A 21,965-nucleotide genomic window follows, 5' to 3' on the forward strand; every position below is an offset into this window, starting at 1 on the left:
TCCGGCCGGGTTTCAGATTTCATTGAGTTGGCAGCAGCAAGCCATCAAATTGAAATTGATCGTTTTTTTATGCGTTTTGGATCTCGTCCAACTGGCTGCATGATTGCCGTTTGCGAGAAAAGTGTACCATGGAGCTTAACCTACGGAAGGTCCAATATGGTGAAAGTTGATGGGTCCACTTTGATGTTAATCCCGTGCAGCCTTCATTTTGAGGGACACAATCTGAGGATGCGAGGTCGCGCTTTCACCGCGCTCGCGCCACCCCTGCGCGCGGCAAAAGCCCAAACAATCACAGCCGCAGGTTGGTGGAATCGCTAAGCACCCTTTGCCGCAGTTGAGCAAAAGGAGGTGTCGGTTGGAGCGCGAGATCTATGCGCCTTCACTCGCTCTGATTATCTCCACGAGAGTAGAAAGATGCGTTCGCATGGAAGATTCATCGAGTGCGGCGTATCCAAATACGAGGCCGCGAATGGGGTCGCTGAAATGGCAATATCGTGAGAGCGGTACAACGTTGAGATTCAGCTCATTGGCACGTCTGGCAATGGCGGCATCGTTGAACGACCGCTTGAAGCGGAATGCGACCTGGATTCCGACATCGGCCTCGAACGGCTCCATCCATTCGCCCAGAAGATCGCGGGATAGTTCAAGAAATACTTCCCGGCGCTGGGCATAGAGCCTGCGTGTCCGGCGCAGGTGGCGCGCGAAGTGACCGCTCATGATGAAATCGCTGAGCGTGGCCTGGAGAGGCAGGCTTACCTGATGACCGCAGTAGAAAGCCGCACGATTGACGCTCGGCTCGATCGACCGCGGCAGCACCACGAAGCCAATCCGGATGGCAGGGAAGAGCGTCTTGGCGAATGTGCCGATATAGATCGTTCGTCCGAAACTATCATTGCCCTGCATTGCTGGAATCGATGCGCCGGTTAACCGATATTCACTGTCGAAGTCATCCTCGATAATCCATGCCCCCTTGCGATGGGCGATCTCCAGCAGACGCAACCGCTGTTCCATGCGCATGGTAAGTCCCAGCGGCGCCTGACAGGATGGGGTGGAATAGATCAGGCGAATATCGCCGTCCGGTACGCGGTCGAGATCCCAGCCGCTGGAAGTAACGTGCAGCGGCTTGATATGAGCTCCGGCGGCACTGAATAAAACGCGGGCATTGTCGTAGCCCGGCTCTTCCATCCAGACCGTATCGCCGCGGTCCAAAAGAACGCGCGACAAAAGATCAAGCCCGGATTGAGCACCGTTTGTGATCAGGATCTGATGCGCTTCACACCGCACACCACGATAAGCTTGCAGATAGCTGGCGATTGCCTTTTTTAACTGCGGATATCCGGTAGGATAGTTGTAGTTGAACAGATCAAAATTCTGGCGAAGCAGATTTCCCCCCAGAAGCCGATTCCAGGTTTTGAAGGGAAAACTGGCGACGTCGGGCGTGCTCGGCCTCAAGGCGGTATGAAGCACCGAGAATTGCGGAAGTTCAAGCGAGTCGAACGCATGCCCGAAATTGGAAAGGTGGCCGGTTTGCTTGCCGCTGTCGTCATCAATAGCAGACGAGGGCGATAAAGGAAGGTCAGCCACGCAGGTGTTGGATCCCTGTCGGGTCTCGACATAGCCCTCGCTATCCAGCTGCTCGTAAGCCCGGACCACCGTGTTGCGCGAGACCATTATTCTCTTCGACAGCTCACGTGTTGAAGGAAGCTTGAGTCCGGGCGTCAACACACGCCGCAAGATCAGGTCGCGAAGGGCCGCATAAAGTTGGCGCTGGATGGGTTCGGGGCTGTCCCGATCAATCAGGAGCGCGTCAAGCGGTAGCTGGCCTGCGCGAAAAGTGGACCTTTTGTTTCGCAAGGAATTGGACCTTTCGTATCTCCACTTCCGCATTATCTTCCCGGCAGTTACCAAAATGGATTTCCAGTGGCAACTGTTGAAGATCTTACGAAGTTGGAGAGATGTTATGACTTATGCGGCTAATCAGGCAGAGTCCGCTGAAAACGACTCAATAAACTGGTCCTCCGGCGCGGCCTATGTTGACGGCAAGTTCGTGCCTCTCGCCGAGGCCAAAATCCCCGTCACCGACTGGGCGTATCGCCGCTCGGATGTTGTTTACGACGTTGTCAGCGTGTGGGACGGAGTGTTCTTTCGCCTTGATGACCATATCGGCCGTTTTCGCCGCTCGATCGAGCGTTACCGGTTCAGCCCGAAGGAAACGGACGAAGAGATCCGCGAGATCTTGCATAAGCTCATGGCGCTGTCGGGGCTGCGCAGCGCGTATGTGGCGATGGACTGTCTGCGCGGTCAAGGAGCCCCGGGCGTTCGCCACCCTGCCAAGGCCAGGAACTATATCGTCTGCTGGGCGTCGCCGTTTTCCACCCTTGTCCCGTCCGACAAGATCGAGCGTGGAATGCATATGATCGTTTCGTCGACGCCGCGTATCCCCCAGGTCTGCGTTGATGCCACCGCCAAGAACTTCCATTGGGGGGATATGAACATCTCGATGTTCGAGGCGGAGGATAAGGGTGCGGATTATCCGATACTTCTCGATCTGGATGGAAACGTAACGGAAGGCCCGGGTTTCAATGTCTTCGTTGTCACCGACGGTGTTGTTGCAACTCCGGATTACGGCATGCTCGAGGGCATCAGCCGGAAGTCTGTCCTGGAGATCTGTGACGATCTGGGCCTCAAGCTGGAAGTGCGCAGGGTCTCTGCCAAGGAATTGCGCGATGCCGACGAGATCTTCGTCTCTTCCACCGCTGGCGGCGTCATCGGCGTGAGCCGGATTGACGGCCGGATCATGAACAATGATCGCCCCGGGCCAATCAGCCAGAAAATTCGTGAAACCTATTGGGCGAAGCGTACCAGTGGCTGGCATGGCGAGCCGGTGAAGTACGACCTCGTCTGAGGCTTGCATTCGGTCTGCCCGGAACACGATGGTCTCGGTTCCAGGCAGACTTACTTACATGCCAACCAGGACAGCTATGGAAATCTGCAATGAGTGAAACATCGACCATGATGCTGACGATCTTGCTGCGCCATGATCAGTCGCGAACCGTCGGGCAACTTCAGGAACAACTGAATGAGCAGAATTGGCTTGGCGCCTTTCCGCCGGAGGGAACGGAGATCGTTTCCTGGGTCATCGCAATGGGTCTTGGGCAAATCGTTACGCTTCGCTTTCCCGCCGAAAAGCTTCGCGATGTGAACCGGTCTATCGAAAGTTCCGCATGGGGTGCCTTCCGCAGCGAAATGTACGCCACCTATGATTTTCTACCCATCGCCCTTCAGCAACGAAAGATGGCCTGATCGCGGCACTCGACAAGAGGCTTCAATGACCAAGCTTTTGGATCTGCCCCGTGTCTGCTTTGGAACCTCGCCCTTAGCCAGCGTGCCGGAGCTTTATGGATATGAGGTGCAGGCCGAGCGTGCGCGAGAGACGATCCGTGCGGCATTGAAAAGTCCTTTTCGCTTTCTCGACACATCGCGAAACTACGGGCCCGGGCGCAGTGAAACCCTCATTGGAGAGGTCATTCGTGAGATGGGCGGGCCGCCCGACCAATTCACGATCGCGACCAAGCTCGATCGTGACGCGGCCACGAACCGGTTCGATGGCGAGCAGGCGCGTCGCTCGCTTGAGGAGAGTCTGAACACGCTCGGGTTGAGCAAAGTTGATATTCTTCATATCCACGACCCGGAATATGCGCAGGATATTCAAGATGTGACGAAGAAGGGCGGAGCGCTAGATACTCTTTTCAAAATGAAAGAGGAAGGTTTTACGGACGCCGTCGGAATTGCGATGGGAAATATCACGCTGTTGTCCCAATTGCTGGAGGGTTGGCCGTTTGACGCCATGCTCACGCACAATCGCTTCACGCTGCTTAATCGCCAGGCCGATCAGGTCATAACACAGGCGGCCGCCCTCGGAATCGCTGTTTTCAACGCAGCTCCTTATTCCAGCGGAGTATTGGCCAAAGGTGAGAATGAAGTTCGAAGATATGTATACCGGGACCTGAATCCCACCGAACAGGCCCGGATTGCGGCGCTACGGAGGATATGTGACACCCACGATATACCGGTTGGAGCTGCTGCATTGCAATTTTCGATGAGAGACCGCCGCATCACGTCGACGATCTGCGGCATTTCCAAACCTGAGCGGGTTGCCCAGACCGTTGAATGGTCCACCTGGCCGATACCAGAAGCTGTATGGGCAGAGTTGATGGAGTTGCCCTTCTCTATCGAGGATCCGCAGCAAGGTTCTCATGACAGGCATCGATAGATTGATGGTAAGCGACGTTCCCGGGCGCCTTGCGCATGGCAAGGCGCGACCTCATGGATCGGGCAACGCGCGATAGCTTGGTCGAATGCTACCAGGTCCTGATAATGCTACCAGGTCCTGATCCCGGCGCTGACGCATGCGGATGACCACATGTGCTCGCCGCCACGATCGTCAGACGTTGCACCGTTATCGTGACGCAGAACCTCGCTGACTTTCCAACCAAGGTTTGGAGCCGTCGGCATCGACGTGCAACACCCAGACGACCTTTTGGTCAATCACCTCGTGCCAAGGCTGTTCTGAGCCCCACATTGTCAATCGGCCGTGCCGTCGTTCGCGATGACGAAAGACTCGACCACTCGACCATTCGTCATTGGCTACAGGGATCGAAAGCCCCTCGCAGCGTTGCGAGCATGGAGGTGCTCGGTCGCATCGAACGCCGGTACCGCCTTCCGGCAGGATATTTCAAGGCGAAGCTGCCGCATCAGACTCGGTCGGCCTCGGGTTATGTTCTCGACGATATTGCCCCGGCCGAGCGACGGCGACTCGCTTGGCATCTGCCCGACGATTTCAACATACGCCCGCGCCAGGAACAGGAGGAGATCCTCGAATGGGTTCGGCGCGTAATCATCAGGGTTCGACCGACTACAGGCGCTTCCAGGCAGCCGCGATGAAGCAGCGCTACGCGATCCGCTTCCAGGAATCACTTACGGTCAGGCTGTCATCGCGGGCGAACGCTATCGAGACAGATGCGAGGAGCAGGACGAAGACAGCGTTTCCTTCGCTGATCCCGACCTGCGATCCGGCGTCATCGACGCCCCACCTGTCCTCGCCATGGAAATGGTCGAACTCATCCGCTTCAAGACCGCAACGCTCACGGCATTCGGTCTCCAGCGGAAAGGTGTTTGGGGCGAAGAGACAGCATCACAGAAGGTCGAGCATCTCGGCCTGATGTTTGGCGCCCTGGCCGCCCATTCGCGGGCCCCCGTACGTGGCTACGGCGTGGCGCCGCAGCACCTGACCTTCGGGCTGCTCGTCTTCCCCTCGATCTGGGACTGGTACGTGCAATGGCGCGAGAGGCGGCGCGGCTTCTATACCGCCTGGGAGGTGGATATGCTGCGCATCTCGCTTGCCCTCACCCGAAAGGAAACGGGATGGCTGCGGCAGCATCCTCATCTCGGAACGCGGCTCCAGCCTATCGCCGGCCTGGTTACTCAGGAAGACATCGACCGCGCATGTGCGGACTGGGACGATGCCTGCGACGTCTATTTCAAGCATGCGTCCTCCCGCGTGAAGGAGATTCAACGTGTCGCGCGGGTCCATCGCGACCCGTTCGAGCCGATCATGCCGGTATTGGAGGCCGAAAGCCCGGTCGGCGAATATCGGAAGATCACGGAGGAAATCCTCCGACTCATGCCGGACGAGCGGCTCTATCGTCGCCCGGCGGCGGAAACCGTCCGCTCGTTCCTGATGCTGCGCTTTGGGCTGCACCTTGGATTGCGGCAGAAGAACCTTCGTCAGCTGATGGTCTGTGAACGCGGACGACTGCCCCGGTCCGAGCGCCAACTCGCCGACATGAAGCGCGGCGAGATCCGATGGAGCGAACGTGACAAGGGTTGGGTGGTGCTAATCCCGTCGGTCGCCTTCAAGAATACCAATTCGTCCTATTTCGGGAGCAAGCCGTTCCGATTGATCCTGCCCAACCTCGGCGGCCTCTATGATCACATCGAGGCCTATACCGATCGGCACAGGCGTGTGCTTCTCGGCGGCGCCGAGGACCCGGGCACTTTCTTCGTCAAGACGGTGAAGACGACGAGCAAGGATGCTTCCTACGACCAGAACACGTTTTATGAGGCTTGGCGCCTGACGATCCAGCGATATGGGATCTACAACCCCTACACGGAACGGGGCGCGATTCCCGGCCTCCTCCCTCACGGCCCGCATAATGTCCGCGACGTGTTGGCGACGCATATCCTCAAGCAGACAGGTTCCTACGAGCAGGCGAGCTACGCCATCCAGGACACACCAGACATGGTCGCGCAGCACTACGGTCGTTTCCTGCCGCAGGACAAGGCAGCTCTCGCCGCTCGGATTTTGAACCAGGTCTGGGAAGCGGCGTAGGCGGATTTCAAGGGGGGATCTAGGAGCTCGATCCCTCTTGATCCGCCATCAGACACGGCCGGTATGGGCCGGCAGTTGTCAGTCCGGTTCCGAAGAGCAAGACCGACAAAGCAGACGTCCAGTAGCGGTTCGGATCCCCTCCGGCGGCCCATCAATCGCGCGCCAGGGCTTCGATCGGGTCCAGATTGGCCGCGCTGCGCGCGGGCAGGAAGCCGAAGACGACACCGATCATGGTCGAACAGGCGAAGGCGATGATGATCGATCCCGAGGAGAAGATCATCTTGAAGTCGGGGCTCAACAAGTTGAAAAGAGCGCCGATGCCGAGAGCAAGCATGACTCCCATCAAGCCGCCGACAAGACAAACCAGAACGGCCTCGATCAGGAATTGCGAGAGGATGTCGCTGCGGCGCGCACCGACGGCCACGCGGACGCCAATCTCCTTGGTGCGCTCGGTGACCGACACCAGCATGATATTCATAACGCCAATGCCGCCGACAATCAGCGAGATTACCGCGACTGACGAAATCAATAGCGTCAAGGTTTGCGTGGTGGTCTCGATGGTCTCGCGGATGGTCGCCGAGTTGGTGAGGAAGAAGTCCTTCGCGCCGTGCCGACGCTCGATAAGGCGGGAAACCGCAGCCTCGACATTGCCCGGGTCGACATCGTCGCTGATGCGGACAGTGATGCCATCGACGTTCGGGCGACCCAGCATGCGACCCATGACGGTCGTGTAAGGCGCATAGACGGTCAGGGTATCCGCCGCCGGTCCGAAGGAGTTCTCCTGTTTTGTCACCCCCACCACCCTCGCCGGCATTGTGCCCAGAAGGATCACCTGCCCCACGGGATCAGCCCTGTCAGGAAACAGGTCGCGTGCGGCGTTCGCGTCGATCACCACATTCTGGCCGTAGCCTATGACATCCTGGGCTTCGAACAATCGTCCCTGCGCCAATTCAAGCCCTCGTGCGCGAAAGAAGTCGGCGCCGACGCCGGTGACCGCCGCATTGACGGCCACGGCGGCGCGCTTGACAGTCACGCTGGTCGAGACGGTTGGCGTCACGCTGTCAACGTAGGGCTGGCGCGCCAGCGCATCGGCGTCGGCAGGAACAAGGGTCCGTATTCGGCCCGCCTCGAGATCGCCGAAGCCTTTCCCGGCCCGCACCTCGATCGTATTGGTGCCGAGCGAGCTGATACTGTTCAGGATCTGTTGCTGCGAGCCGGCTCCCAGGGCCGAGATCGCGGCCACCGAGGCGATACCGATGATGATGCCGAGCATGGTCAGAAGCGAGCGCATCTTGTGGGCCCAGATCGCCGTCCCGGCCATGCGGAAGGCTTCGGTCATCCGATCGATTGCGCCACGCCAGCCGGCGTCCGGCGCGCGCTCCCGGACGGGACGCCCCGTTGCGGCCGCCTTCGCTACATTGCGCACATCGGAAATGATGACACCGTCGCTGATTTCCACAACCCGATCCGCATGGTCGGCGATCTTCTTGTCATGCGTGACCAGAATGATGGTGTGCCCTTCGGCATGAAGTTCGCGCAGGATATTCATCACCTCCGCGCCGCTGTGCGTGTCCAGAGCCCCGGTCGGTTCGTCGGCCAGAATTATCTCGCCGCCATTCATCAAGGCGCGGGCGATCGACACCCTCTGCTGCTGGCCGCCCGACAGCTTGCCGGGGATATTGCCCGTGCGCTCGGCCAGGCCCAGCCGGGTCAGCAAGGTGATCGCCCGCTTGTGCCGGTCGGATCGGCTGCGTCCGGCATAGATGGCCGGCACCTCGACATTGCTGGCCGCGCTCAGGTCGCCAAGCAGATGATAGCGCTGGAAGATGAAACCGAACCGCTCACGGCGTAACGCCGCCAGTTCGTCCACATCCATCTTCGACGTCTCGCGCCCTTCGATCCAATAATTGCCTGTCGTCGGCCGATCGAGACATCCAAGGATGTTCATCAGGGTCGACTTGCCGGAGCCGGAGGCGCCGATAATGGCCATCATCTCGCCGGCCTCGACATCGAGGTCGACATCCTTCAGCACCCGCACCATCTCGTCGCCTGCGGGGAAAGCGCGGGATACCCCTCGTACGCGTATCAGCGGCTCGGTCATGACGCGCCCTACCGGTTGGGCCCGGCCAGTTGAGACTGGCCGTCTGCGCGTTCGTCTGTGGACGCGCCAAGGATGATGATCTCACCAGCCTGAAGCCCTCTCAGGATCTGGATGTCCGCGCCGTTGTCGATGCCGACTTGCACCTCCCGCATCTGTACCTCGCCCTTCGCGTCGAGCACGCGGACATGCGCCGTATCGCCGCCCCGGGGCGCGCCTTCCACTGCGCTCAGAGGAACCAGCACGGCGCCGCTGACCCGACTCAGGACGATGGACACCTGCGCCGTCATGGCGGGTCGCAACACCCCGTCCACGTTGGCGATGTCGATCAGCCCCGTGTAGTAGATGGCCCCACTGGTTGAGCCCCGCACGCCTGCAGCAGAACTGCCTTCGTTGGCGATGGAGGCGGGGGCTGGTTCGACCTGGCGCAGTTCGCCATCGAAACGACGCTGCGGGGCGCCAAGAATGCTGAACCAGACCGGCATGCCCTTGCGTACACGCACGACGTCAGCCTCGGAGATATCCGCGCGCACCGTCATTGTGTCCAGTTGCGCGATCATGACGATGGTCGGCGCGGTCTGAAGGGCATTGACGGTTTGGCCTTCGTCGGTGACGATCGCAACCACGGTGCCGGCAATAGGGGCGGTGATGCGGGTATAGCCAAGCTCTACCCCCGCGGATTCCAGTGCGACCTGCGCCTGGCTGATCTGTGCGTCCAGCGCCTGGACCTCCGCCCGCGCACTGGCCAGGGCGGCCACAGCAGCGTCATACTCGGCGCGCGGCGTCGAGGCAGCGGCCAGCATCGCGCGGCGGCGCTCGAAATCCTTCTCGGCCAGAGTCAGACCGGCCATGCGCGCGACATGGACGGCGCGGATGTTGGCAAGGGCAGCCTCCCGGTCCCGCAAGGTGTTGCGCTGGGTCTGGGAATCGATCTCGGCCACCAACTGCCCGGCCTCGACGACGTCACCGATCTTGACAGCCAGACGCTCCACGCGACCGGAGGCCTGGGCGCCGACGCGCACCAGTTCCAGCGGTTCGAGCACCCCGGTCGCCAGCACGACCTCCTCGATGTCGCCAGTACGCGCCTGCGCGGTCACCAATTCAGGCTTCGCCGGCGGACGCAGAAACAGAAACCAGACGACCAGCAGACCAACAAGGGTTGCCGCCGCCAGGGCCAGACGCTTTCGGGTTATGTATCGTGTCATTGAGCCTTGGACCGCGCTATTGAGAATCGCGGGCGTTGTCACTCACGAGTATTGCCCCAACATTACGGAGCGGCCTGCCTGGCAGACGCGCTCCCTAAAGCGTGTCGCGATCTTTCAGATTCACTCCGCACGCTTTAGCGTCTTGTTTTTTTCGCATGTCTTTATCCCGAAACCGGTCTCCACTTTCGGGAGACATGCGCTAAGGATGTTGGAAAACGCGCATGCCGCGCCAGCGCACGGCAAAGGTGCTGCCCTTGCCGGGGGCCGAAGACAGCTCGACGTAACCGCCGTGGCGGGTCACGATCTCGTTGACCATGCTGAGCCCCAGGCCGGCTCCCGAGCCGTGCGGACTGACCCGGTAGAACGGCTCGAATATGCGCGCATGCTTGTCGTCGGCTATGCCGCAGCCCTGATCAGCCACGGTCACGCTGCCGTCAGATTCGACGGCGATCGATATCAGCCCGCTTCCCCCTCCGTACTGGATCGCATTCCGCACCAGATTGACGAATGTACGCTCCAACGCCTCCGCGTCCCCACGTACGAAAGCGTCTTCCGTGTTGCTGTCGAACTCAATCTCATAGCCTTCCGCAATAGCGAAGGGGGCAATGTCTGCAACCACCTTCGACACAATATCATTGAGATCGACGGTTACGTCTTGCTGAGGCTTTTGCCGGTACTTTTCGGTGTCGAGAAGCTGGTTCGTGATCGCTGTAAGGCGCTTGATGCCCGTCTGCAGGTGCATCTTGACCTCACTTGCCGGGAGCGTATCGATTCTCACCTGGAGTATGGCGATCGGCGTTCGAAGTTCATGCGCGGCGTTGACGAAGAAGCGCTCCGTCGACTCGAAGCCACTATCGAGACGACGCAGCGCCCTGTTGATGTCACGCACAAGACGAAGGACCTCATTGGGCAGGCCCCGCTCTTCCACCAGAGCGCCACGGGTGTCGAGATCGATCCGGTCGAGGCGCTCCTTCAGATTGCCGAAAGACCGCAAGGCCCAGCGCGTGACGAACGGCACGCCGATCAGGGAGATGACGACGAGAATCAGCGCCGGCACGCCGACGGCAAAATTCCCCAGCAGGACGGTCACGCCATATTGGGACATGGGAGCACCGCCGGCAAGTATTGTTGCCTCACCGGCCGGGGTCTCGAACCGCTCCATTCGGGCTACGCTCAATGGATCGTCAAGATAACCATGGAGTTCGACGCTTCTGAACGTCTTCAGGAATGGCGTATTGCCGGCAATGCCCTGGGGAATTGCGCCGTGTGAGAGGACACCACCATTGCCCAGGTCCGCCACGAACCACAGGTCGGGCGCGTCCTCCATCATCTCCGTCAGTTTGGCCGTCGGCTCCAGACGGGCCCGGCCATCCGGCCCGAGATCGACCGAATCGGCGATTTCCTGAGACAGCCAGATGGACGTGATCGCCACGTCGGGTTTGATGCCGGACAACAGATAGAAAACCAGGCCGAGCGAGACGACGACCGCGCAAACCTGCAGGACGATGAAGCCAAGTGTGAATCGCCAGCGCAGAGATGAGCTTTTCATCCTATTTCTGCTCATGAAGGTAGTAGCCAATGCCACGAATGTTCTTGATGACAATGTCCGCCTCGGCATCGCTGAGCTTCCGGCGCAGACGAGACATATTGGCCTCCAGCGAGTTCGACTGGATCTCGTCGTCAAAGGAATAGACCCGCTCTTCCAGCGAGGAGCGCAACACGGTACGACCACGGTTTCTCAGAAGCGTCTCGATGATGAGCAGCTCCCGGCGGGTGAGAGAAAGCCGCACGCCGTTCACATGCACATCGCGTGACGTGCGATCAAAGATGACATTGCCGGCAGTCAGGACCGATGGTCCGGCTGTCGGAGCCCGTCTCAGCACAGCGCTCATTCTGGCAATCAGTTCAGGGATTTCGAACGGCTTCGGCAAATAATCATCGGCGCCGTCATTCAGACCGGAAATCCGTTCATCCGTCGATGTCAGAGCGGAGATGATGATCGAACGGGTGCTTGCTCCCGCGAGACGCAAATCTGCCAGAAACGAGCTGCCGTCGCCATCCGGCAGTTGCCTGTCGATAAGGACGATGTCGTAGTCGGCCACCGCAATCGCTTCCCGTGCCGTAGCCAGATCCCCTACCGCGTCGAGAACAATGCCGTGCTGGGAGAGAGCGGCTCTCAGCGCGTCTGTCATTTCCGGATCGTCTTCGATAAGCAGGAGTTTCATCGTGGCCTGATCGGTTAAGTTCCGGACAGTCGTCGTCCGACAGTCTTTACAGCAAAACCGCGCCTCGGGCTCAGATGAGCCCGACTATCATGCGATCCTGGTCGTACGGTTATTGGGCGCCAGGAACCTGTTGCAAATGTCGATACCGAACAAACCAAAGTTGGCCCGGCATCCATCTGGTTTTTGACCGTGCACCGACAAGCCAGTACTCCTTATCGGCAGCGCCCGTATTGATCCTGGTATCTGCAACCGTAGTGACGACGGTCACGTTGTTCCCAGCGCTCACGGCGGTTCCTGTCGTTACGCTCGCTGACATTGCCAACGACTGCACCTCCCACACCACCGGCCGCAGCACCTACCGCAGCGCCTTCCCATGTGCCGCTTGCCAGCCCACCAATGATTGCGCCGCTGGCCGCACCAATACCGGCACCCTTTTCCGTCTGGCTGCACGCTGTCAGCGTCAGACAAATGAGTACGCCTGAAATGATCTTCTTCATCTGCGTCCTTTCGATCCATATCATGCTCCGGCCGCCCGTCGATCATTAAGGCGAGCCGAGGTGGAGGTGTATGGCCACCGGGGATTACGTGGAAGTTACACAGGACCGTCGGCATCGATGCCGGTCGAAAGTGAAAATTCGTGCACGAAAAACGGGTTCTGTCGCGAACACTTTTCAAAGATTCGACGACACAGGGGCGGCTCGCGCTTGGAGCCGCTTCATGTTGGCGTTGGTGCGTAGCGTCGGCAATTTACCTACGCCCTAAAGACAGTATGAGCACGCTTCGGGTCATCGACTGGATGCACGCCCTAGCTAGGCTGATGTTCGCAAGGCCTCATCAAGCGAGCGGCGCCCATTGCCAGCAAGCCAGGACCTGAAGGTGAGGAGGTCGGGGTTCATTTCGCGCATGACTTCCAAATCGACGTGCTCTGCAAGCGGCCCGTCTTCCAGGCTCTTCGCCATATGCGCGAGATCCGTGTTTGCAGCGAGAATGTCATCGGGAAAACGTTCATAGGAGATTGGACGACCGGCGACTTCGCTGAAGGCGATCTCAAGCTCGCGCCCAGTAAGGCGGTCGCTCGCGATCTTAAGCGTCCTGCCGCCAAAGCGGGGCTTGTCGGCAAGCACGGCAGCAACAAACCTGCCGATGTCTTCTACGGCAGTAAGCTGAATAAAATGGTCCGGTCGGATCAGGGATATTAGCCGGCCCTCATCCAGACCGAAACCGGGTCGCACGAGCATCTCCATGAAAATCATCGGCCGGATGATGGTTGTAGCTATGTCTAGTCCTCGAACATGCGCTTCGATACGAGGCTTGGCGTCAAAACGCGGAACGCCTGTCAGTTCATTCCCCACGCTGGCGCCCGACGAATAGGCAAAATGGTTGATGCCGGTTTCGGCAGCGATATCGGCAATCGAAATGCCGTGACGGACTTCATCCTCGGCGGCCAGGTTGGCTGGCAGTACGCTAAAGACGCCGTAGGCGTCTTTCATCGCTGAGCGGATCACATCTGTCTCTTCGAAAGAACCCTGCACTAGCTCCACGCCTGAATTCCGCAATTGCACGGACGCAGCTTCGGTGGGATCCAAAACAAGCGCGCGAACAACCCAACCCGTATTCAACAAGGCTTTGGCGACAGATCCACCCTGTCTTCCGGTAGCGCCGAAAACCAGAATGGGGTGCTTGCTATTGGTCACTTGAAACCCTCGCGTTAAACAAGGGCCATCCATATATACGAATCCAATTTCGTCGGAAGACGGCACATTTTTCAGCATCAGGCACACGGATGATACCCTTGGACGAAGAGATCGATGCCGGCACGCTGCACGGGTCAGAGAACGACAAACAATTCAGGCCCATTCCGTCAAACGGGGTCTGCAGCCTGCTGAGTGACAAATGGACTGTGCCGGTTCTTTGGCGTCTTTCTCTCGCTGAGGATCGTCGGCTCCGCTTTTCAGCATTGAGAAAAGAGACTGGTGAAATCACCCAGCGCATGCTGACGCTCACGCTGCGCAATCTCGAGCGCGACGGATTTATTATACGCCACTATTTCCCTGAAGTGCCACCGCGTGTCGAGTATGAGCTGACGGAGATCGGCCACGGAGCCTTGCGCGCTCTTGAGGAGTTTAACTTCTGGGTCCGCGACAATTTGAACTCCATCACGGCAAACCGGCGCGCTTACGACCAGACGGAGTTGTAATCCAAATCCCGAGGACAACGAGGCGTCACCATTGACCTTGGCGGTCGAGCAGTATGTAACCGTCAGCAAGTACGCTGGCGCGTTCCTGCATACCTTCACGTTTCACTCGGCGCGCCGCCACGATCCACTGCTTGGGGCGATTGCGTTGCTGAAACGGCTCTACTCGGACACGCGTCGGAGACTCCTGGATCGCGTTCCAGTCACCCACCTCAGTCAGGTCGATTGAAAACTCATTTTCGGGCAGGGGAAGCCGATCGCCGGCCGTATGAGATTGCAACGCTCGCGGCGCTACGAGATCGGCTTCGGAGACCTTCTGAAGCGCGAGGTGCTTCGTCTGAACAAACATCAAGGTTCGCCGGCGCAACCAGGACGACGGACACCACCCCTATCGAGACAAAACTCGCCGTAGAAGCCACCTCATGAACGACGTTGTGCAACATTCCTCGATAGCTGTCACGGCCAAAGCCATGACAGCCGCTAGCGCCGCCGGCGCAGCAGCATGTCGTAGGTGGGCACGCTGCCTGCTGGCTGCGGCGACTGCACTTGCAACGATCGCCCTTGCTCCGTTTATAGGACAGGCTGAAACGCCTTGTTTCTGTTTCTCGACACCATAAGTTTCCCCTCAGGTGGCGACCTTTGGACACGAAACTAGCCCCTATTGGTGGCAGGGCAGAGCATTCGGAAAGTCTACAAGGAATTTGAAGATGATATGAAGCCGTTCCCGGTGTCCCTCACGTGAGGCCATTTACAACACGGGCTTGGTAGGGTGCACGGGCAGCAAGCCGGTCGCGGTATAATCCCAGCGCCCGCAGGTCGGGCTTGTCGACCGCAAGCAGGAACCAGCGATGCAGGGCCGGTCCGGCGGCAATGTCGGCAAGCGTGAAGGCGTTGCCGGCAATGTAATCACGGTTTTGCAGTTGCGCGTCCAGAAGTCGAAAGGTTGCAATCACCGGCGCGACCAGCGTCTCTTGAATCTCTGCGCCCTTAATGCTCTTGCGAAGCCGTCCAAGCGGCGGCACGAGCCCAGTCGCGCTCCAGTCCATCCACATATCGACGCAAGCGCGTGCGCCGACCTCCGTTGGCCACAAAGCGGCGGCGCCGAAACGACCTGCAAGATAGCGCAGCACCGCATTCGATTCCCAAACAATCACATCCCCGTCGACGACGGTCGGTACCTTGCCATGAGGGTTCATGGCCCTATAGGCGAGCGTGTCGGTGCCACCAAACCGGCCTCCGCATTCTATTTGCTCGAAGACCTGCCCGATTTCGTCGAGCAGCCAGTAAATCTTGGCGGAGTTGGAGGAATTGGAACGGCCGTAGACCTTCAGCATGGCAGAAGCCCTCTCTTCTAGCGCGAAATACCGTCTATGATGGCGGAGACGTCCCGAGCCGTGTCGAGCGCCAGTATCATTTCGAACAGGTCCCGTGCTTGTTGCGCATCGGCGCGGCCGCGCAGGCAGTCGATGAATTTCGCCTCGCGTTCCGCGTCGGAGAGCGGTCGGTCAGGGCCGCGCCCCAGCGCGGTCGAGGCTTGCGCGTCGAGGAGGGTACCGTCGCAGAGCGTCACGCGAAGCTCAGCCAGATATTCGTCGGCCCCACTTCGCCTATGCACGGTGGTCTTCTCCATCAGCGCCGCCACATCCGGCGTGAGAAACGACACGTCGTCGAAATCACCGAGGCCGATCGCTCCGGTCTGCAACGCCTTCGCGGTCAGAAACTGGATGCTAAACTTGGCATCAAGCCCGGTGCGCGGCGCAGCACGGTCGGTATGGGCAAGCCGGCGCGGATGCGACCAGATATCGATCCGCTCGATCCGTTCGGGCGTAATTACCCCTTTTGCGGCATGAATCTCCAGCGCGGCATCAATGGCCGAATGCGCGCTGCCGCAACACGGATGCTGCTTCACAGACAGGCCGGAGCCGAGGATTTCGAGCCCTTCATCCCAGCCGTTCAGCGCGCACTGCGGATCGAAAGCAGCAGCACCGTTGAACAGATTGAAGAAGCCATAGTTGTGCTCGAATGCGTCTAGATTGGCCCGCATCCCCTGCGATACGGTTGTGGCAGCCAGGAGGCCGTTATAGGCGGCCTGACCGACATGCAGTGGCTTGACCGGTGTGCCGAAATTCGCCTTCACGCCGCTTGCCAGAGAGACCGCAACGGCAAGCGCCTGAGCCAGGAGCCCATCGTCGAATCGCAGCAGTCGGGCTGCGGCTGCTGCCGCGCCGAACACGCCAAGCGTCGAGGTTGGGTGCCATCCCTTTTCGTAGTGATGCGGCATGACGGCCCGCGCCAACCGGATTTCCACTTCGATGCCGGCCAGATAGCTTTCGACGACTGCCCGCCCGTCCAGACCGCGCTCCTGCGCCAGTGCGAGAATGGCGGGCACTACAGGCGCGGAAGGGTGCGCGCCCATCACGGTGCTGCAATCGTCGTAGTCGAGCGCATGAGCGGACGTGCCGTTGAGGAGCGCTGCATGCAGTATCGAATAGCGACCAGGACGGCCGATGGCGCAGACAGTGCCGTGACGACCGTCGGCACCCAGAACCCTGGCGATCGGGTCGAGGAACGGTGCCGCGCTGCCGGCGACCATCACCCCCAGAGTGTCGGCAAGCGCGCGGGTTGCCAAGGCGACGGCCTCCGGCGGGCAGGTGTCGAATGAAATCGCATTGGCACGCTGGGCCAGATCCAGAGAGAAGCTCATCCGTGTCACCTCGCAGATCCGGATCGGTCGGAGGTCGCTTTCTCGATGGCCTTGGTCAGCAGGCGCATCGATCGCAGTCCGTCCAGTGCCATCAGCATGTCGAAGATCTCCGAGGCGCCGGCCGCACTGACAGCGCGGCTCGCACAGTCGGCGAACTTAGCCGCCAGCATTGCCGGCGGCAGCGGCACTTCCGGCCCTCGCCCGAGCGGAGCCGTGACGGCTTTCATGCAGACCGTGCCATCGGCCAGCGTGACGCGCAATTCAGCGCCGTAGTCATTCGTCAAATCGTCAAGTGGCTCCATGACGACGCGGTCCATCACCCGCGTTACGACCGGATCGTGCAAGGCATCCTCCTCGAAATGATCGAGCGTTACGGCACCGTCGACGAGCCCCCGCGCTACAGCGTAGGGCAGCGAAAACTTGGCGTTCAGCGCGCTGGTTGCGGGGTTGCGTACATGGGGAAGAAGGCGGCGCGGATGCATGCGCACCAGCACGGAAACGATCGCTTCCGGCGAGACATCGCTTTCCTCACGCAAGGCGATCGCCGCATCGATCGCGCCATGCACGCTGTAGACACAGGGATACTTCTTGATCGAGATGCCGGGATCCAGCAGATCGAGCGGCTGCCCCCAGTCAATCAGCATCTTCGCCGCGTCGTGATTGCCCGGTCCGTTGAAGACGTCAAGGAAGCCCTGGCGGTCTTCCAGTGCCCCCGGGGCTGCAGCGAGCCCCTTCTTCGCCAGCAGGGCCGCAAAGAGCCCGTTGCGCGCGGCTATCCCGGCATGCATTGGCTTCGTCGGCGTGCCGAAATTGGCCTTGACGCCGGAAGCGAACGATACGCAGGCTGACAAGGCATGGGCCGTTTGTTCGGCTGAAAGTCCCAACAGGCGCGCGGCAGCCGCGGCAGCACCGAAGATGCCGAGCGTCGCCGTAGGATGCCAGCCCTTCTCGTAGTGGTGAAAATTGACGCCTCTGGCCAGCCGCGTCGCCGTCTCCACGCCGACGATATATGCATCGAGAAAGTCGCGACCGCTGGCATCCCGTTCCTCCGCCAGCGCCAGCAGACCGGGTACGATGATGACCGTGGGATGGCCCGATAGCGATTTGCTTGTGTCGTCGTAGTCCAGCGCATGGCCGGCGGTGCCATTGACGAAAGCAGCCTCGAGCTGTCCCAGCCGACGATTTCGGCCAAGTACAAGGCAGGCGCCTGGCGCATAGCTATCGGCGTTGAGCGCTGCATCGGTCGTCTCGGTGTTGGCGCCCAGAAGCGTGCAACCGATCATGTCGGCGATCGCGTCCTTCGCCCATTTGACCGCCCGTGGGTCGAAGGTTTCGCGATCGAGCGCCAACGCTCGTTCGGCGATCTGCAAGGCCAGGGGCATGGATTGCGGTCTCCGGATGGTCCGGCTCGCATCGACCGGCGCGTATGAACAAGCTGGAAGGCGGGTGGCCGGCAGGGCCGGACACCTGCGGCCGTGCGACGCCGCTCCTGCCGGTGGTGTGTTTTAGTCTCCGGGTCGCCTCCCTCCCGTGCGGAAGTCTCGGCGGCCGAACGAACCTCATTTGACAACTTAAGTGCTAATGTATACCGATGTTTTTCAGGGTGCAACGTGTCTTTTCAAGTTTCGCCCTGGCCCCTTCGGGTCGACACAGGCAGGCAGTGTTGGAGAACCATCTCATGAGCGGCGATTACCGGCCCGATACCGTTCTGGCGCATGCCGGACGGGACCCGAAGGCGCACAAAGGCGCTGTCAACGTCCCGGTCTACCGAGCATCCACAATCTTGATGCCGAACCTGGCAACGCTGGATGCCAAGGAAACGCTACGTGTGCGCTATGCTCGGCGCGGCACGCCGACGACGCATGCGCTCGAAGAGGCGGTCTGTGCGCTGGAGCACGGCGATCACGCGCTGGTCGCCCCCTCCGGCGTAATGGCGATCAGCGTCGTCCTGATCAGCTACGCCGAGCCTGGTGCGCACATTCTGGTGACCGACAACACCTATGCGCCGGTGCGCAAGTTCTGTGAGGGCGTTCTGCGCCGGATGGGCGTTGAAACAACCTATTTCGATCCAGCTGCAGGCGCCGAAATCGAAGCGCTTATCCGCCCGGAAACTGGTCTTATCTGGATGGAATCGCCCGGCTCGCAGACCTTCGAGATTCAGGACGTGAAAGCGATCGCAGCGATCGCCAAACGCCGCGGCGTCACCACTGCGATCGACAACACCTGGAGTGGCGGGCACTTTTTCAAGCCACTGGAGGTGGGCGTGGACATCTCGGTCCAGGCCGGCACGAAATATATCTCCGGCCATTCCGACATCATGCTCGGAACAATTGCCTGTAACGCGGCCTGCTATGACCGCCTTCGCGAAATCTACCTGCGTTTCGGCGTCTGCATCAGCCCTGACGATGCCTTTCTGGCATTGCGCGGCTTGCGCACCCTCAGTCTGCGGTTGCGTCAGCATTACGAATCCGGGCTGATGGTCGCGCAATGGCTGGAGCAGCAGGGCGAGGTCATCCGCGTGCTTCATCCCGCCCTGCCCTCCAGCCCCTATCACAATCTGTGGAAGGCCCAGTTCACGGGCGCTTCCGGCCTGTTCGGAATGGTGATCCACGAGCAGGACCGCACCCGTCTCGCGCGGATGTTCGATGGTTTCGGCCTGTTCGGCATGGGCTCGAGTTGGGGTGGCTTCGAAAGCCTGATGACGCCGACCAATCCGGCTGCGAACCGCAGCGCCACCCATTGGGACCCGAATGGGCAGACGATCCGCATCCATGTCGGCCTCGAAGATCCACGCGATCTCATCAACGACATTCGCGCGGGATTCGACCGGCTGCGCTGAATTCAGCTGCCCTGCCCGAATTTTCGTCGTTCCGCAAAGCAAGGAACCCCTCTGATGACCGAGCCGCATCAACAGTCGGACCGTTCAGCCACCCTCGCCAGCTTTGTCGCGCGAGCCACCACGATGCCCCTGCCAGAAGAAGTTCAGGAAGCTGGCAGGCAGGCACTGGCCGACTACATCGGCGTCTCGGTGGCCGGGCATGCAGATCCTGCCGTCAAGGCGCTGCGCAAGTTGGCAAATAGCTGGAACGCACCCGGCGGCGCACGCATCTTCCTCGGCCCTCAGACCCAGCCGGCGGTTGCAGCACTCCTTAACGGTACGATGACCCATGCGATGGACCTGGATGACGTGCATTATGCCGGTGGAGGCCATCCGAGCGGTCCGTGCTGGTCGGCGGCACTCACACTGGCACAGCATCACGGACTGGCGGATACGACGGCGCTGAGAGCGTTCGTGACCGGTTACGAAGTCATGTCCCGGCTGGGCGGCGGCGGACAATCAGGAGTAGGACGCACGCTCCAGCATCGCGGGTTTCACCCCACTTCGATTTTCGGCCGGGCCGGTGCGGCGGCAAGCGCCTGCGTGGTCCTCGGGCTGACAAAGGAAGAGGCGGCGAGTGCGCTCGGCGTTGCGGCAACGACGGCCGGCGGGCTGGTCGGCTCCTTTGGCACGCATTCCAAGCCGTTTCATGCCGGCAAAGCAGCGATGGACGGCATCATGGCCGCCGAAATGGCGCAGAGCGGTTTCCTGGCGGCCTCTGACCTGTTTGAAATCGATAAGGGCATCCTTCCATCCTTTCTGAAGGATGCCGAATACGTGCTGCCTGAACTCGACTTCACACAACAATGGTATGTGCTGCGCAACGGCTACAAGCGTTTTGCCTCCTGTCGCGCCACCCATGCCGCGGCTGAGGCTGCGCAGGGCGTGAGAGGCAGGCTCGGCAATCGGCGCATCGAAGCGATCAGGGCATATGTCAATCCGATCGCGCTTGTCGCCGCCGGAAATCCTGCCCCGAAAACCGGGCTGGAAGCCCGTTTCAGCACCCATTGCTGTATCGCCATGGGCCTGGCTGGCTATCGCCTTAGTGCGTTCGATTTTACCGATGATATCATCAACGATCCGATCGTTGCCGATCTCACGCCGCGCGTCACTTGTATTCCAGTGAAGGGACAGTCGGAAGTCGCCGCGCGTCTCGAAATCACCCTTTCGGACGGCCAGACACTTGAAGCCGTGGTCGATGTCGTGCTCGGCCATCCCGACACGCCTTTGAGCTGGGCGCAGATCGAAGACAAGTTCAAAGGTCTTGTCGAACCTGTTCTGGGTGGAACAAGAGCCAACGGCCTGTTTGTCACCGTGCGCCGTTTCGGGGAAGGGATGGATGGCCTGGCGTCGATTGCCTCACTGCTAGCTGGCGACACCGGTACCTGACGCCCGCTCCAGGGCGCCGTGTCTGTGAACTCCAACCGTTCCGGCTTGGCTCACAGCCCTCTTTTGGTTATCGATTAACTTGGATGGTGTCTTTGCGGCCCTGTCGTGCCGGCTCGCACGCGGCGCGCGGCCGGTGGGAGGGACAGAGCAGATGGCCGCACGTGGTAAGGCAAGAGATAAGGACGAGGCCGCTGGCGGGGCCGCGGGAGCGACACCCAAGGCATCGCAATATCCTATCAATTCCGGCGACCTGACCTCGGAGGTCTATCACAAGGTCCGCGACGCGATCCGCAAGGGCGCGCTGTCAATTGGCGAGCGAGTGACGGAAGCCGAGCTGGCGGCCCGGTTTGGCGTGTCGCGCACGCCGGTGCGCGATGCAATCGTAAGGCTGGAAGCCGACGGTCTTTTGACGAATGAGCCGCGTCGCGGCCTCATCATCACCGATCTGTCCCATCAACAGATCGTCGAGCTCTATTTCATGCGCGAGGTGCTGGAGGGAGCGGCGGCACGGCAGGCCGCACAAAGCGCCAGCGACGTCGAGTTACGCACCATCGCTGAACTCAATGAATCCGAACTGCATCATCCGGGCAATTACGAAGAGCTGAGCGAGATCAATCTGCGGATCCACCAGATGATCCTGCTGGCGGCGCATAATCGATATCTCCTGCGCAGCTTGTCACAGCTATCCGTGACCATGTCGCTTTTGCCTAGCCTGCTGTCGAAGGGTGATCGCGCCCGGCAGGCCACCGCGGAGCACAAAGCCATTGTGAGCGCCCTTCTGGCACGTGACAGCGAGGCGGCCGAAGCGGCAGCACGCGAGCATGTACGCTCGTCGCTCCAACACCGCATGCTGCTGGCAATCCGCAACGGCTGATCCGGCG

General features: G+C 60.3%; 17 protein-coding genes and 2 pseudogenes. 9 read left to right on the forward strand and 10 right to left on the reverse strand.

Annotated elements, in window-relative coordinates:
* Positions 1-369: 369 nt before the first annotated feature.
* Complete coding sequence (locus XW59_RS27275; protein WP_052958053.1) at positions 370-1,887, reverse strand: PLP-dependent aminotransferase family protein; 1,518 nt, start codon at positions 1,885-1,887, stop codon at positions 370-372.
* A 73-nt stretch (positions 1,888-1,960) separates the two neighbouring features.
* Here XW59_RS27275 and XW59_RS27280 point away from each other — a divergent pair, with 73 nt between their 5' ends.
* The 4 genes and pseudogenes from XW59_RS27280 to XW59_RS27295 all read left to right on the forward strand — a co-directional run bounded on the left by XW59_RS27280 (position 1,961) and on the right by XW59_RS27295 (position 6,391).
* Positions 1,961-2,905 carry a branched-chain amino acid--2-keto-4-methylthiobutyrate aminotransferase gene (locus XW59_RS27280; RefSeq protein WP_047144583.1) on the forward strand — a complete coding sequence of 315 codons (945 nt, stop codon included), beginning with the start codon at positions 1,961-1,963 and terminating at the stop codon, positions 2,903-2,905.
* Between the two features lie 89 nt (positions 2,906-2,994).
* Positions 2,995-3,303, forward strand: a complete 309-nt coding sequence (locus tag XW59_RS27285; RefSeq protein WP_047144422.1) for a hypothetical protein — start codon at positions 2,995-2,997, stop codon at positions 3,301-3,303.
* A gap of 25 nt (positions 3,304-3,328) precedes the next feature.
* Positions 3,329-4,273: an aldo/keto reductase gene (locus XW59_RS27290; RefSeq protein WP_047144423.1), complete on the forward strand. Its 945-nt coding sequence runs from the start codon at positions 3,329-3,331 to the stop codon at positions 4,271-4,273.
* A 410-nt stretch (positions 4,274-4,683) separates the two neighbouring features.
* A pseudogene (locus tag XW59_RS27295) lies at positions 4,684-6,391 on the forward strand (hypothetical protein).
* A gap of 151 nt (positions 6,392-6,542) precedes the next feature.
* On the opposite strand, the gene XW59_RS27300 reads toward XW59_RS27295, so the two are convergent.
* The 6 genes from XW59_RS27300 to XW59_RS27325 form a co-directional block, all read right to left on the reverse strand.
* Positions 6,543-8,492, reverse strand: coding sequence for a MacB family efflux pump subunit (locus XW59_RS27300; RefSeq protein ID WP_047144424.1), 1,950 nt, complete (start codon positions 8,490-8,492; stop codon positions 6,543-6,545).
* Positions 8,493-8,500: 8 nt separating this feature from the next.
* Positions 8,501-9,694, reverse strand: a complete 1,194-nt coding sequence (locus tag XW59_RS27305) for an efflux RND transporter periplasmic adaptor subunit (protein ID WP_047144425.1) — start codon at positions 9,692-9,694, stop codon at positions 8,501-8,503.
* A 199-nt stretch (positions 9,695-9,893) separates the two neighbouring features.
* Positions 9,894-11,243, reverse strand: a complete 1,350-nt coding sequence (locus tag XW59_RS27310) for a HAMP domain-containing sensor histidine kinase (protein WP_047144426.1) — start codon at positions 11,241-11,243, stop codon at positions 9,894-9,896.
* A gap of 1 nt (position 11,244) precedes the next feature.
* Complete coding sequence (locus tag XW59_RS27315) at positions 11,245-11,919, reverse strand: response regulator transcription factor (RefSeq protein WP_047144427.1); 675 nt, start codon at positions 11,917-11,919, stop codon at positions 11,245-11,247.
* A 212-nt stretch (positions 11,920-12,131) separates the two neighbouring features.
* Entirely contained in the window at positions 12,132-12,416 is a 285-nt protein-coding gene (locus tag XW59_RS27320; RefSeq protein WP_082137493.1) for a YMGG-like glycine zipper-containing protein, read from the reverse strand.
* A gap of 312 nt (positions 12,417-12,728) precedes the next feature.
* Positions 12,729-13,613, reverse strand: coding sequence for an NmrA/HSCARG family protein (locus XW59_RS27325; protein ID WP_047144428.1), 885 nt, complete (start codon positions 13,611-13,613; stop codon positions 12,729-12,731).
* Positions 13,614-13,702: 89 nt separating this feature from the next.
* On the opposite strand from XW59_RS27325, the gene XW59_RS27330 reads away from it, so the two are divergent.
* Both XW59_RS27330 and XW59_RS29725 read left to right on the forward strand, forming a co-directional pair.
* A complete protein-coding gene (locus tag XW59_RS27330; RefSeq protein ID WP_047144429.1) occupies positions 13,703-14,116 on the forward strand; it encodes a helix-turn-helix domain-containing protein in 414 nt (137 codons plus the stop codon).
* 10 nt (positions 14,117-14,126) lie between these two features.
* Positions 14,127-14,422: pseudogene (locus tag XW59_RS29725) on the forward strand (hypothetical protein); the annotation flags it as partial.
* Positions 14,423-14,847: 425 nt separating this feature from the next.
* On the opposite strand, the gene XW59_RS27340 reads toward XW59_RS29725, so the two are convergent.
* The 3 genes from XW59_RS27340 to XW59_RS27350 are packed head-to-tail and all read right to left on the reverse strand — an operon-like array spanning position 14,848 to position 18,199.
* Positions 14,848-15,447, reverse strand: a complete 600-nt coding sequence (locus XW59_RS27340) for a glutathione S-transferase family protein (protein WP_047144431.1) — start codon at positions 15,445-15,447, stop codon at positions 14,848-14,850.
* Positions 15,448-15,464: 17 nt separating this feature from the next.
* On the reverse strand, positions 15,465-16,817 hold the full coding sequence (locus XW59_RS27345; protein ID WP_047144432.1) for an MmgE/PrpD family protein: 1,353 nt from the start codon (positions 16,815-16,817) through the stop codon (positions 15,465-15,467).
* 5 nt (positions 16,818-16,822) lie between these two features.
* Positions 16,823-18,199, reverse strand: a complete 1,377-nt coding sequence (locus XW59_RS27350; RefSeq protein WP_047144433.1) for an MmgE/PrpD family protein — start codon at positions 18,197-18,199, stop codon at positions 16,823-16,825.
* A gap of 296 nt (positions 18,200-18,495) precedes the next feature.
* On the opposite strand from XW59_RS27350, the gene metC reads away from it, so the two are divergent.
* The 3 genes from metC to XW59_RS27365 all read left to right on the forward strand — a co-directional run bounded on the left by metC (position 18,496) and on the right by XW59_RS27365 (position 21,958).
* The gene (metC, locus tag XW59_RS27355) at positions 18,496-19,656 is read left to right on the forward strand and encodes a cystathionine beta-lyase (protein ID WP_047144584.1); all 1,161 of its coding nucleotides are present in this window, start codon (positions 18,496-18,498) and stop codon (positions 19,654-19,656) included.
* A 54-nt stretch (positions 19,657-19,710) separates the two neighbouring features.
* Positions 19,711-21,084, forward strand: coding sequence for an MmgE/PrpD family protein (locus XW59_RS27360; protein WP_047144434.1), 1,374 nt, complete (start codon positions 19,711-19,713; stop codon positions 21,082-21,084).
* Positions 21,085-21,235: 151 nt separating this feature from the next.
* On the forward strand, positions 21,236-21,958 hold the full coding sequence (locus XW59_RS27365) for a GntR family transcriptional regulator (RefSeq protein WP_082137475.1): 723 nt from the start codon (positions 21,236-21,238) through the stop codon (positions 21,956-21,958).
* The last annotated feature ends 7 nt before the right edge of the window (positions 21,959-21,965 follow it).

The sequence above is a fragment of the Aquamicrobium sp. LC103 genome, assembly GCF_001014615.2.
GTDB lineage: Bacteria > Pseudomonadota > Alphaproteobacteria > Rhizobiales > Rhizobiaceae > LBCQ02.

What these genes read in the sequence shown, in the direction of transcription:
- XW59_RS27275 (WP_052958053.1), bottom strand. Translation starts at nt 1,887, where the DNA reads ATGCGGAAGTGGAGATACGAAAGGTCCAATTCCTTGCGAAACAAAAGG.
- XW59_RS27280 (WP_047144583.1), top strand. Translation starts at nt 1,961, where the DNA reads ATGACTTATGCGGCTAATCAGGCAGAGTCCGCTGAAAACGACTCAATA.
- XW59_RS27285 (WP_047144422.1), top strand. Translation starts at nt 2,995, where the DNA reads ATGAGTGAAACATCGACCATGATGCTGACGATCTTGCTGCGCCATGAT.
- XW59_RS27290 (WP_047144423.1), top strand. Translation starts at nt 3,329, where the DNA reads ATGACCAAGCTTTTGGATCTGCCCCGTGTCTGCTTTGGAACCTCGCCC.
- XW59_RS27300 (WP_047144424.1), bottom strand. Translation starts at nt 8,492, where the DNA reads ATGACCGAGCCGCTGATACGCGTACGAGGGGTATCCCGCGCTTTCCCC.
- XW59_RS27305 (WP_047144425.1), bottom strand. Translation starts at nt 9,694, where the DNA reads ATGACACGATACATAACCCGAAAGCGTCTGGCCCTGGCGGCGGCAACC.
- XW59_RS27310 (WP_047144426.1), bottom strand. Translation starts at nt 11,243, where the DNA reads ATGAAAAGCTCATCTCTGCGCTGGCGATTCACACTTGGCTTCATCGTC.
- XW59_RS27315 (WP_047144427.1), bottom strand. Translation starts at nt 11,919, where the DNA reads ATGAAACTCCTGCTTATCGAAGACGATCCGGAAATGACAGACGCGCTG.
- XW59_RS27320 (WP_082137493.1), bottom strand. Translation starts at nt 12,416, where the DNA reads ATGAAGAAGATCATTTCAGGCGTACTCATTTGTCTGACGCTGACAGCG.
- XW59_RS27330 (WP_047144429.1), top strand. Translation starts at nt 13,703, where the DNA reads ATGATACCCTTGGACGAAGAGATCGATGCCGGCACGCTGCACGGGTCA.
- XW59_RS27340 (WP_047144431.1), bottom strand. Translation starts at nt 15,447, where the DNA reads ATGCTGAAGGTCTACGGCCGTTCCAATTCCTCCAACTCCGCCAAGATT.
- XW59_RS27345 (WP_047144432.1), bottom strand. Translation starts at nt 16,817, where the DNA reads ATGAGCTTCTCTCTGGATCTGGCCCAGCGTGCCAATGCGATTTCATTC.
- XW59_RS27350 (WP_047144433.1), bottom strand. Translation starts at nt 18,199, where the DNA reads ATGCCCCTGGCCTTGCAGATCGCCGAACGAGCGTTGGCGCTCGATCGC.
- metC (WP_047144584.1), top strand. Translation starts at nt 18,496, where the DNA reads ATGAGCGGCGATTACCGGCCCGATACCGTTCTGGCGCATGCCGGACGG.
- XW59_RS27360 (WP_047144434.1), top strand. Translation starts at nt 19,711, where the DNA reads ATGACCGAGCCGCATCAACAGTCGGACCGTTCAGCCACCCTCGCCAGC.
- XW59_RS27365 (WP_082137475.1), top strand. Translation starts at nt 21,236, where the DNA reads ATGGCCGCACGTGGTAAGGCAAGAGATAAGGACGAGGCCGCTGGCGGG.